This is a genomic window from Aureimonas sp. AU22 (assembly GCF_001463745.1).
GTDB lineage: Bacteria > Pseudomonadota > Alphaproteobacteria > Rhizobiales > Rhizobiaceae > Aureimonas.
The window spans coordinates 73246-87845 of sequence record NZ_BBWJ01000022.1; the positions used below are offsets into that span (position 1 = coordinate 73246).

The following is a 14600-nucleotide window of genomic DNA, read 5'->3' on the forward strand; positions in this document are numbered from 1 at the left end:
GTCGTGCTTTCGTCGGAGGGTGGGTCAGGCCGCGGCGGACACGGCGGCAGGCGCGTTGCCCTCCGCCCACTTGATGTTGCAGCCGATGGACGGCGTCTGGCGCTCGGACGGGGCCTCGCCCGCCAGCACCGCGTCCACGGCGGCCCGCAGGTCCGCGCCGGTCACAGCGCGCCCGTTGCCGGGACGCGCGTCGTCGAACTGGCCGTGATAGCGGAGCCGGCGCTCGGCATCGAACAGGAAGAAGTCCGGCGTACAAGCCGCGTCATAGGCCTTGGCGACCTCCTGCGAGGCGTCCTTGAGATAGGGAAACCCGTAGCCCTGCTCGCGCACTTCCGCCTCGATGCGCTCGAGCGTCTCTTCCGGATGGGCCGTGGCGTCGTTGGCGTTGATCGCGATGACGGCGAGGCCCTTGGCGGCGTATTCGTGGGCGAAGGCGGAGAACTGTTCGCGCAGGAGCACGACGAAGGGGCAGCGGTTGGAGATGAAGGCGACGAGCAGCGCCGGGCGATCGGCGTAGTCCGCGAGCGCCACCTCGCGGCCGCCGGGGCCGGGAAGCGAAAAGTCGGGCGCCTTGGTGCCGAGGGCGACGGCGTTGGATTCTGTCTTGGGCATCCGGGCCTCCAAGCTTTCAGCGAATGCGGAGAGAAGACCACTAAATCTACCGACTGAATAGATAAAAAGTTCCAGGTCGGCGCGCGGAAGCGGATTGCTTGTTTCAACTCGTTAGGCGACTGGAAAAATCCGGCGCTGTTCCGATCCCCCCGGCCGCCGGCTGCGGCATCGGGACATAAGCGCGCAGCGCCGTGCCTCCGCTCCGCGATCGCAGGGCTTGCAGCGCAGGCTGGATAGTCAGCCATGCGAATAGATCGCGGGCGGAGCGGGCGCGTGGGAAGGCTGCCTTACAACCCGTTGGGGATTCACCCAATGGGAGTCACGTCCATGATGCACCGCCGCCAGATGCTGGCCAGCGCCGCCGCCGCCTCCGTCGCCTTGATGGCGACCTCCGTCCTCACCCAGTCCGCCTTCGCCCAGACCGCGATGCCGGGCGAGGCGGCCATGGGAGAGGCCGAAACGAAGCATGCGGAGGAGACCGGGATGGTCGGCTCGCTGTCGCTGGCCACCAGCCGCGTCGCCGCCGAGAAGGCCACCGACGCCATGGTCAAGAAGTTCGCCGGTTTCGAGGTGGCCGAGCAGGAGACGGTCGCCGACATCCTGATGTCGATGAAGGCCGATCCCGCATCGGCCGAAGGCGCCCTGAAGAAGCCGAGCGAGGCCGAGGTCGAGGCGATGATCGATCCGGCCGGCAAGGAGGCCCTGACCAAGTTGCGGGGCCTATCGGGCGCCGAGTTCGACAAGATGTACGTCACCGCGCAGCTCGACGGGCACCGCAAGCTCCTCGCGATCCAGGAGGACTACCTCAAGGTCGGCAAGAACCGCGAGCACCTGTCGGTCGCCAAGCTGGCGCGCGGACAGGTCAAGGAGCACATCGCGCTGCTCGAGGACATCCAGTCCAAGATGGGCTGACCCAGCCGCACGACGCCCCGGGCGCCGACGTTCCGAATGGAGCGCGGGCGGCCGGGGCGCGGACGTCTGCGACGGGCGCCGCCAAGGCTGCGACGGATCGGACGGCCGAAGCGAACCCGGCCTATCGATCCTCAACCGGATGGTCGTCTCGCGCGCGGGGCGTTCTCGGATCCTCCCGCACGAGATCCACGAAGGCCCGCAGCGGCGAGGGCATGAAGCGCCGCGAGAAGTACAGGCGGGGGCCTTCGTAGCGGGGCCACCAGTCCTGGAGGAGGGGCACCAGGGCGCCGCTCTCCAGGTGCGGTCCGAGCCAGTTGCGAAACGTGTAGACGATGCCCCGGCCCGCCACCGCGTGGTGCAGGAGAGCTTCGGCGCCCGCCGTCCCGAGGACGAGATGGGCGGGCGGATCGACGAGCAGCGTCTCGCCGCCCCGTTCGAACTCCCATGGGCCGAGGGCCGCCCCGGAGAAGCGGATCCGCAGGCAGCGATGGGCCAGAAGGTCCTGCGGATGCTCGGGCGCCGCGTGGCGGGCGAGATAGGCGGGTGCGGCCGCGACGGCGCCTTCCTGATGGCGCGGGCCGATCGGAACGGCGATCATGTCCTTCTCGAGATGCTCGCCGTAGCGGATGCCCGCGTCGCAGCCGGCAGCCGTGATGTCGACCAGCCGATCTTCCACGACGATCTCCACCTGCACGTCGGGATGACGATCGAGATAGCGGTCGACGAGCGGCGGCAGGATGTCGCGCATCACCGCACCCGGCACGTTCAGCTTGAGGCGACCGCGCACCGTATCCTTCGAGGTCGCGACGTCCCGCGTGGCCGCCAGCGCTTCGTCGAAGAGCGGAAAAAGGCGCGCCGCCAGCGCTTCGCCCGCCTCGGTCGGCACGACGCTGCGCGTGGTGCGGGCGAGAAGCGGGACGCCGAGGTCCGTCTCCAGTCGCGAAACCGTCTCGCTGATCGTCGAGGGCGACAGTCCGAGCGTGCGCGCCGCCACGCGAAAGCCGCGCGCCTTCGCCACGATCAGGAACACGCGCAGGTCGTCGAAGGAGGGGGGTCGATCATTGATCGGCATGGCGAACAACCTATTCGCCAACGGGCGGATTATCAAATCCCCGTCGAACAGCCATGTCTGGCTCCACCCAACATAGGAGACCGTCATGACCGAAGCGCATTCCACCCCGTCGGCGGCCGCGGCCGGCCGCTTCACGTTTCCCGGAACATCGATCTCGGTGAACCGCATGGGCTACGGCGCCATGCAGCTTGCCGGGCCGCACGTCTTCGGCGAGCCGAAGGATCCCGACGAGGCGAGGGCTGTGCTGCGCGAGGCCCGCGAACTCGGCGTCGACCATATCGACACCAGCGACTTCTACGGCCCGCACGTCACCAACCGACTGATCCGGGAGGCGCTCCATCCCTACGCGGACGACCTGACGATCGTCACCAAGATCGGCGCCTATCGCGACGGCGAGGGCCAGTGGATCCTGAAGCGCGACGCCGATTTCCTGCGCCGCTCGGTCGAGGAGAATCTCGAGCGCCTAGGGCTCGACCGGATGGCGATCGTCAATCTGCGCATGGGCGGGCCGGAGGATGACGTCGCCGCGCCGATGGAGACCATGCGACGGATGCAGGAGGAGGGTCTCCTCGGGCACATCGGGGTGAGCACGGTGGACGAGCGCCAGCTTGCGATCGCCCGGTCCATCGCGCCGGTGGTCTGCGTCCAGAATCACTACAACCTCGTGCAGCGCGCCGACGAGGCGATGATCGATGCCTTGGCGGCGGACGGGATCGCCTATGTCCCGTACTTCCCGCTTGGCGGCTTCACGCCGCTGCAGGCCGACCGCCTGACGGCGGTCGCGGCCGATCTCGGAGAGAGCGCGCAGGCGGTGGCCCTCGCCTGGCTTCTCCAGCGCAGCCCCAACATCCTCGTCATTCCCGGCACATCGCGGCGGGCGCATCTTCGCGCCAACGTCGCCGCGGCGTCGCTGCGCCTGTCGCCGGACCACGTCCGTCGCCTGGACGAGATCCGCACCGCGCAGTGAGGCATGCCCGAGGGCGCCCGGCGGGGAACCGGGCGCCCTCGGCGGCTATCTCGAGGATCGGCGCGCCGGGCGCACAGCCGTCAGCGCAGGAACTCGATGAGATCCCGGTTGAGGCGGTCGGGCACGGTGGCGAACAGGCCGTGCGGTTCGCCCTCGTATTCGATCAGGCGAGCGCCCGCGATGGCTTTGGCGGCCGCGCGCCCCGTCGGGTCGATCGGAACGGTGGCGTCGCCGGTGCCGTGGATCACGAGCGTCGGCACGGTGAAGCTCTTGAAGTCGGGCCGGAAGTCCGTCTTGCCGAAGGCGTCGACGCACCGGATCGTCGCCAGCGGGCTCGCCATGACGCCGAGCACGAAGCTCCAGTCGAGAACGCCCTGACTCACCGGCTTCGACAGGACGCCGACGCCGTAGAAGGTCTTGGCGAAGCTCTGGAGGAACGCGAAGCGATCCTTGCGGATCTCAGCCTTCATGTCCTCGAAGACGCTGGCGTCCACGCCGTCGGGATTGGTCCCGTCCTTCAGGAGATAGCCCGCGACGGAGGCGACGAGGGCGACCTTGGCGACGCGCGAGGCGCCGTGCCGGGACAGATACCGCGCGATCTCGCCGCCGCCCATCGAGAAGCCGACGAGCGAGACATCGCTGAGTTCGAGCCCTTCGACCACCGCCGCGAGATCGTCGGCGAACGTGTCGTAGTCGTAGCCGGTCGCGGGATGGCCGGACTGGCCGAAGCCGCGCCGATCATAGGTGATGACGCGGTAGCCCGCCTCCAGAAGGGCAACCGTCTGGTATTCGAACATGTCGCCGGTCAGCGGCCAGCCGTGGATCAGCACCACCGGACGGCCCTCGCCCATGTCCTTGACGTGGATCTGGGTGCCGTCCTTCGATTCGATATAGGCCATGCTTGCGCGTCCTTTCGCTTGGGTTTTCACCAAACCGACGGGGGTGACGCATGTTCCCCGCCTGAATCGACGACCGCTTCGCCGCTTGGCATGGGGCCGCGGGACCGGCAGAACGGGCGGCGGACAGGCGCCCGGCGCCCCGGCGCATCGAGCCTCGAAGCGATCATCCGGCTCTTGTACGAATTGCGCTTGCGCGGCCTGTCACTAAGTGACATAAATGGATTGGCACTAAGTGACACAGAGGACGAAGATCGAACGGTCTCACGCGGAACAGGCCAAGCTCGCGGTTTCCCGACATGCGGCGGACCTGTTCTGGAAGCATGGGGTCGACGGAACGAGCGGCGAGGCCATCGCGGAAGCCGCGGGGATCTCCAAGCGGACGGTCTGGCGCTACTTCCGCTCGAAGGAAGCATGCGTCGAGCCGTTGCTTCTGGCCACCGGCCTGCGCTTCGTCGGACATTTGCGGGACTGGCCGCGAGGCGAGACCCTGGAAACCTATCTGCATGCCACGATGCGCTCGTTCGTCGAGGGCGATCAGACGATCCGTGACGGGATCGCGGCGGTTCGCATCGTGGCGATGCTGCACAAGGAGCCCGCGCTCCGGTCGGCCTGGCTGATGGCATGCCGGCAGGCGGAGGAGGAACTGGTGCCGGTCGTCGCCGCGCGCGCCGACCGGACGCCGGACGATTTTGACGTGAAGCTTTGCGCGGCCGCCATGATGGCCGCGATCCGGGTCGTCGACGAGGAGATCAGCTCGGCGGCCATTCATGAGGGTCGGCGTTTCGAGCAGAGCGAGACGACCGACAGGCTGGCCGCGGCCATTCGTGCCGCGAGCACCCTGCCGATCTGCGATCCCGTCGGGGGATAGGTTCCACGAACCTCGCAGGGGGGCTTTGCCGGGCCTAGAGACGCGCGCCCCTCGCGCCGACAGTGGAGACGATCGATGACGATGAATTCGACCCGCAACCGCGGGCCGGCTGGCCGCTGCCTGGACGAAAGGCGGGCAAGCCCGCACGCCGCGACGGCGAGACCCGCCCTTGCCGCCCTGGCGGCCGGGCTCGTCCTGACCCTCTCGCCCACGGGCGGAACGGCCTTCGCCAACGAGGAAACACCGATGACCTATCCCGAGACCCGCCGGATCGATCTCGTCGAGACGACATTCGGCGCCGCCATCGCCGATCCCTACCGATGGCTGGAGGCCGACGTCCGGCGCGACCCGGACGTTCGCGCCTTCGTCGCCGCCCAGAACGCTCTGTCGGCATCCTACCTGACCGCCATCCCCGAACGGACCGCGTTTCACGAGCGCTTGATGGCGCTCTTCGATCACGAGCGGTTGACCGCTCCCGAAAAGCGCGGCGGGCGTTATTTCTTGACCCGCCATTCCGGCCTCGACGGGCAGCCCGTTCTCCTCGTCCGCGACGGGGCGAACGGGGCGGACCGTGTCGTCATCGATCCCAACGGATGGTCCGAGGATGGCGCCACCGCGCTCGCGGAATGGGAGCCGTCCCCCGACGGAACGCATCTCGCCTTCGCCATCCAGGAAGGGGGTTCCGACTGGCGCACGATCCGCATTCTGGATGTCGAGAGCGGCGCGATCCTCGACGACGAAATCGAATGGGCGCGCTTCACCGCGATCGCCTGGACGGCGGATGGCTCGGGCTTCTTCTATGCCCGCAATCCCAAGCCCGAGGCGGGCAGCGCGTTCGAGGCCCCGGTGCTCGGGCACGCCATCCATTTTCACAAGCTCGGCACGCCCCAGTCCGAGGACCGCATCGTCCATGCGCCTGAGGGCGAGCGTCCCTTGCTCCATACGGTCGAGGTGACGCCGGACGGTCGATACGCCGTGATCTATTCCTCCGCCCTGACGGGCGGGAATGGGCTCGCGGTCGCGGACCTCTCGGACCCCGCCTGGCCGATCCGGACGCTCGTCGGCGAATTCGACGACAGCTGGATCGTCGCCGGCAACCTGGGCACGCGGTTGTTCCTGTCGACGCAGAAGGATGCCGAACGCGGCAAGATCACCACCGTCGATCTCGCCGATCCGGAGCCGGTCTTCACCGATCTGATCGCGCAGAAGGCGAACGCGGTGATCCTTGCCGCTGCCCTCGTCGGCGATCGGCTGCTCGTGTCCTTCATGGCGGACGCGACATCGCGGGTCGAACGCTACCGGACGGACGGGACGCCCGACGGCGTGGTCGAGCTTCCCGGCATCGGCAGCGCCGGCGGCTTCCGCGGCCGGCCGGGCGACGACGAGGCCTTCTTCGTCTTCACCAGCTTCGACGCGCCGACCACGATCCTGCGCCACGATGTCGGCACCAACGCCACGACCGCCTGGGCCGAGCCGAAGGTCGCGATCGATCTCGACCGGATCGCCGTGGAACAGCGCTTCTTCGCCTCGAAGGACGGCACGCGCGTGCCGGTGTTCGTGGTCCGGCGCCGGGACGTCGCCGGACCCGCGCCGACGATGCTGATCGGTTATGGCGGCTACGGCATCCCGATGATCCCGGCATTTTCGCCCGGGCCCCTGGCCTGGGTCGAAGCGGGAGGCGTCTTCGCGCTCGCCAACATCCGCGGCGGCGGCGAATACGGCAAGGCCTGGCATGACGCGGGACGTCTCGGCAAGAAGCAGAACGTCTTCGACGATTTCATCGCGGCCGCCGAATTCCTGAAGGCGGAAGGGATCGCGTCGGCCGATGGGCTCGCCATCCAGGGCGGATCGAACGGCGGCCTTCTCGTCGGGGCCGTCGTCAACCAGCGACCGGACCTGTTTGCCGCGGCCCTGCCCGATGTCGGCGTCATGGACATGCTGCGGTTTCACCGGTTCACCGGCGGACCGCTCTGGATGCAGGAATACGGCGATCCGGCCAAGGAGGCGGACTTCCGCAACATCCTGACCTACTCGCCGCTGCACAACATCCGCGAAGGGGTGGATTACCCCGCGATCCTCGCCACCACCGCCGACACCGACGACCGCGTCGTGCCCGCGCATTCCTTCAAGTACGTGGCGACGCTGCAGGCCGCCGATCTCGGGTCCCGGCCGCATCTCCTGCGCGTCGAGACGCGGGCCGGACACGGCGCCGGCAAGCCGATCCGCAAGGTGATCGAGCAGACCGCCGACATGTGGGCCTTCGCCGCCCGCTGGACCGGGCTGACGCCGGAGACGCCGAAATGACCGCTCGCTCCCAGAACCGGAGAATCGCGATGAAGACGCCCACCCCCACCCCTCCTGTCCGGACCGCCCTGTCGCTCGCCGGGCTCCTCGGTGCCGCGCTCACCCTCGCCGGTTGCATGTCGAGCGAGGAGATGCGACGGGCGAACCTTGCCGAGGATACGGGCACCTGTTCCGACTTCGGAGCACGCTACGGCTCGCGCGAGCACACCCGCTGCATGCTCCAGCAGCAGGAGCGCCGGGACGGGGAACAGCTGATCGCGATGGAGAAGGCCCGCATCTCGTCGGAGACGGCGCGCAACAATCTCGAGATGCTCGAACTGATGCGCGAGCGACGGCGACGCGATTAGAGGTCGGAAGGGCGCCCGCCCGCGGCGCTCCGGCCAAGGATCGGGCGACGCCCTCGCACGTTCCCGCGTGGCGAAAGGGGCGCCCGCTCCGGCAATGGCGGCGGGGCCTACGCCGCAAGGGTGACGATGAAGGGCACGGCCACGAGGGGATTGGCATGATCGTTCTGGATCAGGAACCTTACCGCTGGCTCCTCTTGGACGAGGACGGGCGGCTCTATCTCGATGTCTCGTGCAGTCACAGCGCCGTGGACTACCTCTTCCTCATGGCGCTGACCGACGAGGAGGTCGCGCAGTTCCGGGAGAGAGGGCGAGGCTACCTCGACGACCTTGCCGCTGGGATCCAGTGGAGCGCGCCGGGCGTGAGGGGAAGCCGATCGCCCTACAAGGCGCGAAGCCTCGTGATGACCCCGGAGCGCGAACGGGCGAACGAAGCAATCCGTGAATGGAGCGCCGCGCAACCACCGGCGTGACGCATCGCCCGCCGGCCCTTGCCTGACGACGAGCGGCGGCCGACGCTTCCGGCCGATGCATCCCGCGCCGCCGCTGTCAGGTCAGCATCCGGCCGAGCGGCGGCAGGACCACGGCGGCCAGGAGCAGGATGATCGGTCCAAGCGCAACGGCGAAGTGCGCCCATCGGACGAGCCTTATGGCGATCCGGACGCGCGGCCAGCCCCAGCGCCGCGTCAGCCTCTCGAAGAGCGCGCAAACGGCCATCGAGGGCGCATACGCCAGGAACGCCAGATAGCCCGCGAACCACCAGGACCCGGCGATCTCGTCCGGCGCGGTGTTTCCGGGTGCGCCCATTGCCCAGAAGGCCCAGGCGAACGGAAGGGCGAGGAGGGCGACATAGGGGATCGTGTCGATGCCCCTCGCATAGGCGCGCAGCGTATGAGGCGAGGGGGCGGGGCTCGTCATCGGGTGGCCTGGCCCTCGCAACGGCGCCGGATTCTCGCCTTCGGCGCCGTTGCGATCCGACGCGCCCTTAAGCGGCCGCCTCGCGGCGGACGGCCGACGCGAACAGCATCCCGGAATATCCGCTGCGGATCTCGCGATCCACGAGACCGATCGTTTCCATTTCGAGATCCCTCACCATCGGTTCCAGGACCTCGCGGATCCGATCGGGCGAGACGTCGAGGATCGGGAAGGGGCGTCCGGCGACCTCGTAATCGGAGGACCCGACGAGGAAGGCGCCGACGAGGCTGCCGCCGGGCTTCACGCACCGGACGAACCGCGTGCAGGCCCGCTCGAATTCCCTGTCGTCTCCGGTGATGGATTCGGCGCAGAAGAACATGGTCGCGAGGTCCCATGTCGCTTCCGGTAGATCGAAGACGGACCCCTGGCGGATCTCGGCCCTCTCGCGCAGGACGGCGAGGGGATCGGACGCAAGGCGCGAGCCCGGCGGGTAGGAGCGTTCGACGACGTTCCAGAAATGCGCCCATTGGGGGCGCAGCGAGCGTGCCGCCAGCTCGCCCTCCAGCCACGCGACATTGCTCGACGAGAACTCCCAGGCGGTCAGGCGGCGGGCTCGCGGCAAGGCGCAGAGGAGCGGAAAGAGGTTCGGTCCGGTGCCGATGTCGACGGTCTCGAGATCGCGCCCGAAGGGCTGCGCGCGGGCGATGGCCCGGCTGGCGAGCCCGACGACGACCTCGTCGTCGACATGCGGCTCGCCGTAGTAATGCTGGAAATAGCTCTCCGAATCGAAGCTATCCCAACCGTAGCCCGCGTTCGCTCTGGTCGCCATCGTCCCCTCCGACATCGCCCATCGCTTCTGGCATGGATCGTCGGGGACCGGAAGCACGGGCGACGGGCGCGGCCGGCCCCGGCGCGCGACGCCGCTCGGCCAGAGCATTTCCAGCGAAAGCCGAGTCGGCTTTCGCGCGGACAATGCGACGAACGAAGGCTCTAGTTCGCCTGCGCCCCCTGTTGGGGCGCCGTGCCGGCGCGCCGGTCGACCTCCGCGTTGAAGGACGCGACGAAGCCGGCAAGCCCCGGCCCGGGAAGCGGCTTGGAGAAGAGATAGCCCTGCAGCTGGTCGCAGCCCAGTTCCACCATGACGCGGCGCTCGTCCTCGCGCTCCACGCCCTCGGCGACGATCCGGCTTCCCAGCGCATGGCCGAGGCCCACGATCGCTTCCACGATCGGGCGGGCTGCCGCATGGCGGGAGATCCCGCTGACGAAGGAGCGGTCGATCTTGATCGTGTCGAACTCCAGATCGAGGAGATATTTCAGGCTGGAATACCCCGTGCCGAAATCGTCGAGCGCGATCCGGAAGCCGGCCTGGCGCAAGCGTTTCAACGTGCCGGAGGTCTCGGCGTTGACGTTGAGCAGGAGGCTTTCCGTGACCTCGAGGACGATGCGGTGCGGGTCGACCCCGTCCGCGGCCGTGAGCGCCAGCAGCGTTTCGTCCAGCTTGCGGTGACGGAACTGCAGGGGCGACAGGTTCACCGCGATCGACAGGTCCGGCCAGTCGCGCGCCTGGCGGACCGCATATTTCAGGACGAGGTCGCCGAGGTCGCCCATCAGCCCGGTCTCCTCGGCGACGGGCACGAAGACCGAGGGCGGGACGGCCCCGAGCACCGGATGGAACCAGCGAAGAAGCGCCTCCACCTCCCGGATGCGCCCCGTCGCCACGTCGACCAGCGGCTGGAAGTGGAGCTCCAGCTGCTCGTCGCGAATGGCCTCCCGGAGATGGGTCTCGATCTGGTGCCGCTCGGACAGGTCCCTTGCCATCGACGCGTCGAAGACGACGGCGCGGTTGCGCCCGTTCCGCTTGGCCTCGTAGAGGGCGATATCGGCATGCCGCGTCAGTTCGTCGATCGTGGTGCCGTGCTGCGGCATGGCGGCGAGGCCGACCGACGAGGTGATGGTGACGGCCCGGTTGTCGAGCCGCAGCGGGGTCGCCAGGGCGTCGGCGACGACGGCGCCGATATCGTAAGGCTTTCTGAGACCGCGCTTCTCGATGAAGGCGAACTCGTCGCCGCCGATGCGGGCGAGAAAGACGTCGTCGGGCAGGGCGCTGCGCAGGCGGCGGCCGAACTCCTGGATGAGCTGATCGCCCATGTGATGGCCGAGCGTGTCGTTGATGTCCTTGAAACGGTCGATGTCGACATAGCCGATGCCGAGACGCTCGCCCGTCGCCCGTGCGGCCTCTATCCGTCGCCGCGCTTCGTCCTGGAAGGCGGCGCGATTGGGCAGGCAGGACAGGTCGTCGTGCAGGGCATCGTGCCGCGCCTTGTTTTCCCGCTCCGCCAGCGCGTCGGTGGTGCGCTCGATGCGAGCGAGCATGCGACCCGCCAGGACGCCGCCGACGACCGAGAAGATCGCCACCAGCGGCAGGATCACGGAGAGAATCGGATGCCCGGGCGCGGCCGTGCTCCAGGTCAGGTAGCCGGCGGGAACGCCGTCGTCGGTGACGAAGGCCTCCGACGCCGTGAAGGTGCCCGTGGCGGGTTCGGTGGTGCGATGGAGATCGGCAATCAGGAGGGATTGCCCGAGCTGGCCGAGGACCTCGTCGCTGACGGCGACGACGCTGACCAGCAGGAAGGGCGGGTTCATGATCAGGGACTGGTCGACATTCGGGGTGATGGTGATCGCCGTCACGATCGACGGGCGCTCGTCCACCATCACGATGGCACTGAACCAGTTCGCCGATGTGCGCACGCCCGCGAGGCGCTGATAGGATGTCTGGCGATCGACGAAGAGGTCGGGCCGCTGCGCCATCGAGGTCCGCTCGCCCTTTCGCACGCCCTCCAGGACGGCGCGCAGCTGCTGCAGCCGGGACGAGGCGAGGGCGGGGTCGAGAGCCGTTCCCTCGGCGTCGTTCCGGCGATGCGCGTAGACCGGCCGGTCCGAACCATCGACGATGTAGACCTCGTCCTGCTGATAGGTCTCGGTCAGGAAGATGCCGAAGTTGGAATCGGCGAACTCGAAGTCGAAGCTCTGCGCCACCTGGCGCACGGCATCGTCCCACCATGCCACGCTGCGCTGCTGGTCGAGGATGTTGGCGATGGTCTGATTGAGGGCGTTGTCGATCCGCAGACGCTCCGCCTCCAGTTCGTTGCGGTTGCTCGACCAGCCGAACCAGCCCGTCAGCCCCACGAGCGCGGCTCCGAAGACGATGATGAAAAGGCGGATGGCCGACGCGGTGGACCGGGCGTTCGAGCGGAGTTGACCCTTTCTGTTCTGCATGGATGACCAAGCTCCCGAGCGTGCGCGGTGCAACCGCTAACCCGCATGTTTATCGCAGCGACCTTGCGAAAGACTTCACCGTTTCCGTTGCAATTTGAGGTCGAGGCTTGGCGGAGGCGACGCTTTGGCGCTCCTGTCATCGGTCGTCGCCATCCGCATCGCCGCGCACTACGGGAAGGGACGGGAGATGGGTCTCGACATCGCAGCGAGCGCGTTCGCACCCTGGGTGCAGCACTACGTGACGGCGAGCAATGCGCTGTCGGGGATCCAGCGTGCTGCCACGCCGGCCGAACTGGCCGCGCATCGGGGCCTTTTCGCGCGGCGAACGCTCGGCGCCTCCAATCTCGTCCTTCTGCGATCGCACCTCAGCGACGCATGGGGCGAGCGGCTGCCGGAGGACGCGCCGGACGCGGCGGTCGTGTCCGGGATCGCGTGCCTTCTGACGGCCGACCTGTCGCCCAAAGCCCTTGCGGACGCCTTCTGCGAACTCGCGCCCTTCCGCTTCGCGAACCATCGCTGCGCACGGGCTTTGGGGATGGGCCGGCTTCTGCAGCAGGGCTACGCACCCCGGGCGGCGTGGTCCCCGCGCGATTGGGAGACGCGTTTCCCGTTCGGCGGCGTGCGGGCGCAGAAACGAACGAGTTGGATCGGCCCCGCGAACCCGTCCCTCAATTGAGGGCGGAGTGACCGCCGCAGTCGTAACGAACCCAGACGTTCGGCTCCTCGTAGATCCCGACGTCCCGTTCCAGATCGATGAGGACGGGAACGAGCCCGCCCTCGACGCAGAACGTACCGGACCGGTCGAACCGGCGGCCGGCCCAGGTTTCCCAGAAGGCGACGGGTTGCACGACCACCATCGAGCGCTCGCAAACGCCCTGCACGCGCGCGCCCTGTTGCAGGTGGCTCCGCAACCAGGGGTCGTAGCAGCGCCCGCTTTCGTCGGTCCATCCGACATAGTCCCGCATGCACACGCTCTGGTGCTGGAACTTCCGGGACGGACGGACGGGGGCGATCAGCGACGTGAAACCGTGACGTTCGCACAGGCGCTTCAGTTCGCCGATCATCCGCTGGGCGTGGCCGGTGCCGCGGTGGCGCGGCGGGACGGAGATGGCGAGGGCACCCAGCGTATTGTGCGGCACGTCGCGGTCCCGCGCGCCCTCCTCGACCAGCCAGTCCCACCCTGTCGAGGGCAGGGCGGCGCCGTTCCACTTCAGCGGCGCGCAATTGGCCAGCGCCACGAGTTCGTCGGTCTCGTCGTCGATGAGGCAGAGCTGTAGATCCGCGAACGTCTCGAGAATCCGGTCGTAGTGGCGATGATGGGCGTCGGTGGCGTTGAGGAAACCCAGGTGCCCCCAGACGTCGTCCTCCAGGGAGCGCGCTGCCGCCGCGACGCTGGGACCGTGGCTGCGGGCTGCGATGCGGAAGCGATCGGACATGCGAATCGGTCGAAATCCGGAGGAATATCCTACCGAGGATTAACCATAGAGGTGTCCGCGACAATCGTGGTCGTTAGCTGTCACTTAAACTTGTACGTGAACGTTCCGGTCACTTGCCCGTCGGAGCGGCGATCGGGTTTTCTCTTCTCGCGTGTAACGAGGAAAGCCGACGCCGGGCCGAGCCATTTCGCGTCGCACGGGGCGTCATCGCGGTGCGCGCGCCGCCGCCCGGCGGCACTGGGGAAAACGCACTTCCCGCCACGCCACGCCCCCTCCGCACGGCCAGGGTCCGCTTCAGCGGACGAAGGGCGTCGATCGACCGGCGCCCTTCGGGTTTCGATCCGCGCGGCCTACTTCAGCTGGTCGGCCGTGTAGTAGCCGCTGTCCACGATGATCTTCTGGATGTCGTCCTTCGTGACGAGAACCGGCGTCAGAAGGTTCGCCGGTACCACCTTCACGCCGTTCTCGTAGGTCTTCGTATCGTTGACTTGCGGCTCCTTGCCCTGGCCGATCGCGTCGATCATGTCGACGGTGACCTTGGCGAGGTTGCGGGTGTCCTTGAAGACCGTGGAATACTGTTCGCCCGCCAGGATCGCCTTGACGGAAGGAAGGTCGGCGTCCTGGCCGGAAATGACCGGCATCGGCTTGCCGTTGCCGCCGTAGCCGTTCGCGGTGAGCGCCGAGATGATGCCGATCGCGAGGCTGTCGTTCGGGGACAGGATGGCGTCGATCGTCTTGCCGCCGTAGTAGGCGGACAGGAGGTTCTCCATGCGGGACTGCGCGGTGGCCGGGTCCCAGCGCAGGGTGCCGATCTTGTCCATGCCCATTTCGCCGGACGTGACCACGAGCTTGCCGCTGTCGATGTAGGGCTGCAGCACGCTCATCGCGCCGTTGTAGAAGAAGAAGGCGTTGTTGTCGTCCGGCGAGCCGCCGAAGAGCTCGATCGCGAAGGGGCCCTTGCCGTCCTTGAGGCCGAGCTTGCCTTCGATCGAGGT

General features: G+C 68.1%; 15 protein-coding genes. 7 read left to right on the forward strand and 8 right to left on the reverse strand.

Annotated elements, in window-relative coordinates; genetic code table 11:
* Positions 1 to 24: 24 nt before the first annotated feature.
* Positions 25 to 612 (reverse strand): thioredoxin family protein, encoded by a 588-nt coding sequence (locus AUL34_RS08705; RefSeq protein WP_061933251.1) that lies wholly within the window; start codon positions 610 to 612, stop codon positions 25 to 27.
* Positions 613 to 924: 312 nt separating this feature from the next.
* Between AUL34_RS08705 and AUL34_RS21855 the strand changes: the two genes are divergently transcribed.
* Positions 925 to 1524 carry a DUF4142 domain-containing protein gene (locus AUL34_RS21855; protein WP_244492493.1) on the forward strand — a complete coding sequence of 200 codons (600 nt, stop codon included), beginning with the start codon at positions 925 to 927 and terminating at the stop codon, positions 1522 to 1524.
* Between the two features lie 121 nt (positions 1525 to 1645).
* On the opposite strand, the gene AUL34_RS08715 is transcribed toward AUL34_RS21855, so the two are convergent.
* Entirely contained in the window at positions 1646 to 2596 is a 951-nt protein-coding gene (locus tag AUL34_RS08715; protein WP_061933296.1) for a LysR family transcriptional regulator, read from the reverse strand.
* 85 nt (positions 2597 to 2681) lie between these two features.
* Here AUL34_RS08715 and AUL34_RS08720 point away from each other — a divergent pair, with 85 nt between their 5' ends.
* A complete protein-coding gene (locus AUL34_RS08720) occupies positions 2682 to 3563 on the forward strand; it encodes an oxidoreductase (RefSeq protein WP_061933253.1) in 882 nt (293 codons plus the stop codon).
* 80 nt (positions 3564 to 3643) lie between these two features.
* Here the strand turns inward: AUL34_RS08720 and AUL34_RS08725 are convergent, their stop codons facing one another.
* A complete protein-coding gene (locus AUL34_RS08725; RefSeq protein WP_061933255.1) occupies positions 3644 to 4462 on the reverse strand; it encodes an alpha/beta fold hydrolase in 819 nt (272 codons plus the stop codon).
* A gap of 232 nt (positions 4463 to 4694) precedes the next feature.
* On the opposite strand from AUL34_RS08725, the gene AUL34_RS08730 reads away from it, so the two are divergent.
* The 4 genes from AUL34_RS08730 to AUL34_RS08745 all read left to right on the forward strand — a co-directional run bounded on the left by AUL34_RS08730 (position 4695) and on the right by AUL34_RS08745 (position 8451).
* Positions 4695 to 5330: a TetR/AcrR family transcriptional regulator gene (locus tag AUL34_RS08730; RefSeq protein WP_061933257.1), complete on the forward strand. Its 636-nt coding sequence runs from the start codon at positions 4695 to 4697 to the stop codon at positions 5328 to 5330.
* Between the two features lie 75 nt (positions 5331 to 5405).
* A complete protein-coding gene (locus AUL34_RS08735; RefSeq protein ID WP_244492494.1) occupies positions 5406 to 7634 on the forward strand; it encodes a prolyl oligopeptidase family protein in 2229 nt (742 codons plus the stop codon).
* A gap of 29 nt (positions 7635 to 7663) precedes the next feature.
* Positions 7664 to 7981: a hypothetical protein gene (locus tag AUL34_RS08740; RefSeq protein ID WP_061933259.1), complete on the forward strand. Its 318-nt coding sequence runs from the start codon at positions 7664 to 7666 to the stop codon at positions 7979 to 7981.
* 155 nt (positions 7982 to 8136) lie between these two features.
* Positions 8137 to 8451, forward strand: a complete 315-nt coding sequence (locus AUL34_RS08745) for a hypothetical protein (RefSeq protein WP_061933261.1) — start codon at positions 8137 to 8139, stop codon at positions 8449 to 8451.
* Positions 8452 to 8527: 76 nt separating this feature from the next.
* Here the strand turns inward: AUL34_RS08745 and AUL34_RS08750 are convergent, their stop codons facing one another.
* The 3 genes from AUL34_RS08750 to AUL34_RS08760 form a co-directional block, all read right to left on the reverse strand.
* Complete coding sequence (locus AUL34_RS08750) at positions 8528 to 8896, reverse strand: hypothetical protein (RefSeq protein ID WP_061933263.1); 369 nt, start codon at positions 8894 to 8896, stop codon at positions 8528 to 8530.
* 67 nt (positions 8897 to 8963) lie between these two features.
* Complete coding sequence (locus tag AUL34_RS08755) at positions 8964 to 9722, reverse strand: NNMT/PNMT/TEMT family class I SAM-dependent methyltransferase (RefSeq protein WP_244492495.1); 759 nt, start codon at positions 9720 to 9722, stop codon at positions 8964 to 8966.
* A gap of 161 nt (positions 9723 to 9883) precedes the next feature.
* Entirely contained in the window at positions 9884 to 12169 is a 2286-nt protein-coding gene (locus AUL34_RS08760) for a bifunctional diguanylate cyclase/phosphodiesterase (protein ID WP_061933265.1), read from the reverse strand.
* A gap of 124 nt (positions 12170 to 12293) precedes the next feature.
* On the opposite strand from AUL34_RS08760, the gene AUL34_RS08765 reads away from it, so the two are divergent.
* Positions 12294 to 12845: a hypothetical protein gene (locus AUL34_RS08765; protein ID WP_061933267.1), complete on the forward strand. Its 552-nt coding sequence runs from the start codon at positions 12294 to 12296 to the stop codon at positions 12843 to 12845.
* On the opposite strand, the gene AUL34_RS08770 is transcribed toward AUL34_RS08765, so the two are convergent.
* Both AUL34_RS08770 and AUL34_RS08775 read right to left on the reverse strand, forming a co-directional pair.
* The gene (locus AUL34_RS08770) at positions 12838 to 13605 is read right to left on the reverse strand and encodes a GNAT family N-acetyltransferase (RefSeq protein ID WP_244492496.1); all 768 of its coding nucleotides are present in this window, start codon (positions 13603 to 13605) and stop codon (positions 12838 to 12840) included. The two genes, AUL34_RS08765 and AUL34_RS08770, sit on opposite strands and share 8 nt — an antisense overlap.
* A gap of 350 nt (positions 13606 to 13955) precedes the next feature.
* A partial coding sequence (locus AUL34_RS08775; protein ID WP_156420844.1) for a sugar-binding protein occupies positions 13956 to 14600 on the reverse strand: 645 nt, incomplete at its 5' end.

Bases quoted from the DNA above. Each gene is read 5' to 3' on its own strand.
- AUL34_RS08705 (WP_061933251.1), bottom strand. From the start codon at position 612: ATGCCCAAGACAGAATCCAACGCCGTCGCCCTCGGCACCAAGGCGCCC.
- AUL34_RS21855 (WP_244492493.1), top strand. From the start codon at position 925: ATGGGAGTCACGTCCATGATGCACCGCCGCCAGATGCTGGCCAGCGCC.
- AUL34_RS08715 (WP_061933296.1), bottom strand. From the start codon at position 2,596: ATGCCGATCAATGATCGACCCCCCTCCTTCGACGACCTGCGCGTGTTC.
- AUL34_RS08720 (WP_061933253.1), top strand. From the start codon at position 2,682: ATGACCGAAGCGCATTCCACCCCGTCGGCGGCCGCGGCCGGCCGCTTC.
- AUL34_RS08725 (WP_061933255.1), bottom strand. From the start codon at position 4,462: ATGGCCTATATCGAATCGAAGGACGGCACCCAGATCCACGTCAAGGAC.
- AUL34_RS08735 (WP_244492494.1), top strand. From the start codon at position 5,406: ATGACGATGAATTCGACCCGCAACCGCGGGCCGGCTGGCCGCTGCCTG.
- AUL34_RS08740 (WP_061933259.1), top strand. From the start codon at position 7,664: ATGAAGACGCCCACCCCCACCCCTCCTGTCCGGACCGCCCTGTCGCTC.
- AUL34_RS08745 (WP_061933261.1), top strand. From the start codon at position 8,137: ATGATCGTTCTGGATCAGGAACCTTACCGCTGGCTCCTCTTGGACGAG.
- AUL34_RS08750 (WP_061933263.1), bottom strand. From the start codon at position 8,896: ATGACGAGCCCCGCCCCCTCGCCTCATACGCTGCGCGCCTATGCGAGG.
- AUL34_RS08755 (WP_244492495.1), bottom strand. From the start codon at position 9,722: ATGGCGACCAGAGCGAACGCGGGCTACGGTTGGGATAGCTTCGATTCG.
- AUL34_RS08760 (WP_061933265.1), bottom strand. From the start codon at position 12,169: ATGCAGAACAGAAAGGGTCAACTCCGCTCGAACGCCCGGTCCACCGCG.
- AUL34_RS08770 (WP_244492496.1), bottom strand. From the start codon at position 13,605: ATGTCCGATCGCTTCCGCATCGCAGCCCGCAGCCACGGTCCCAGCGTC.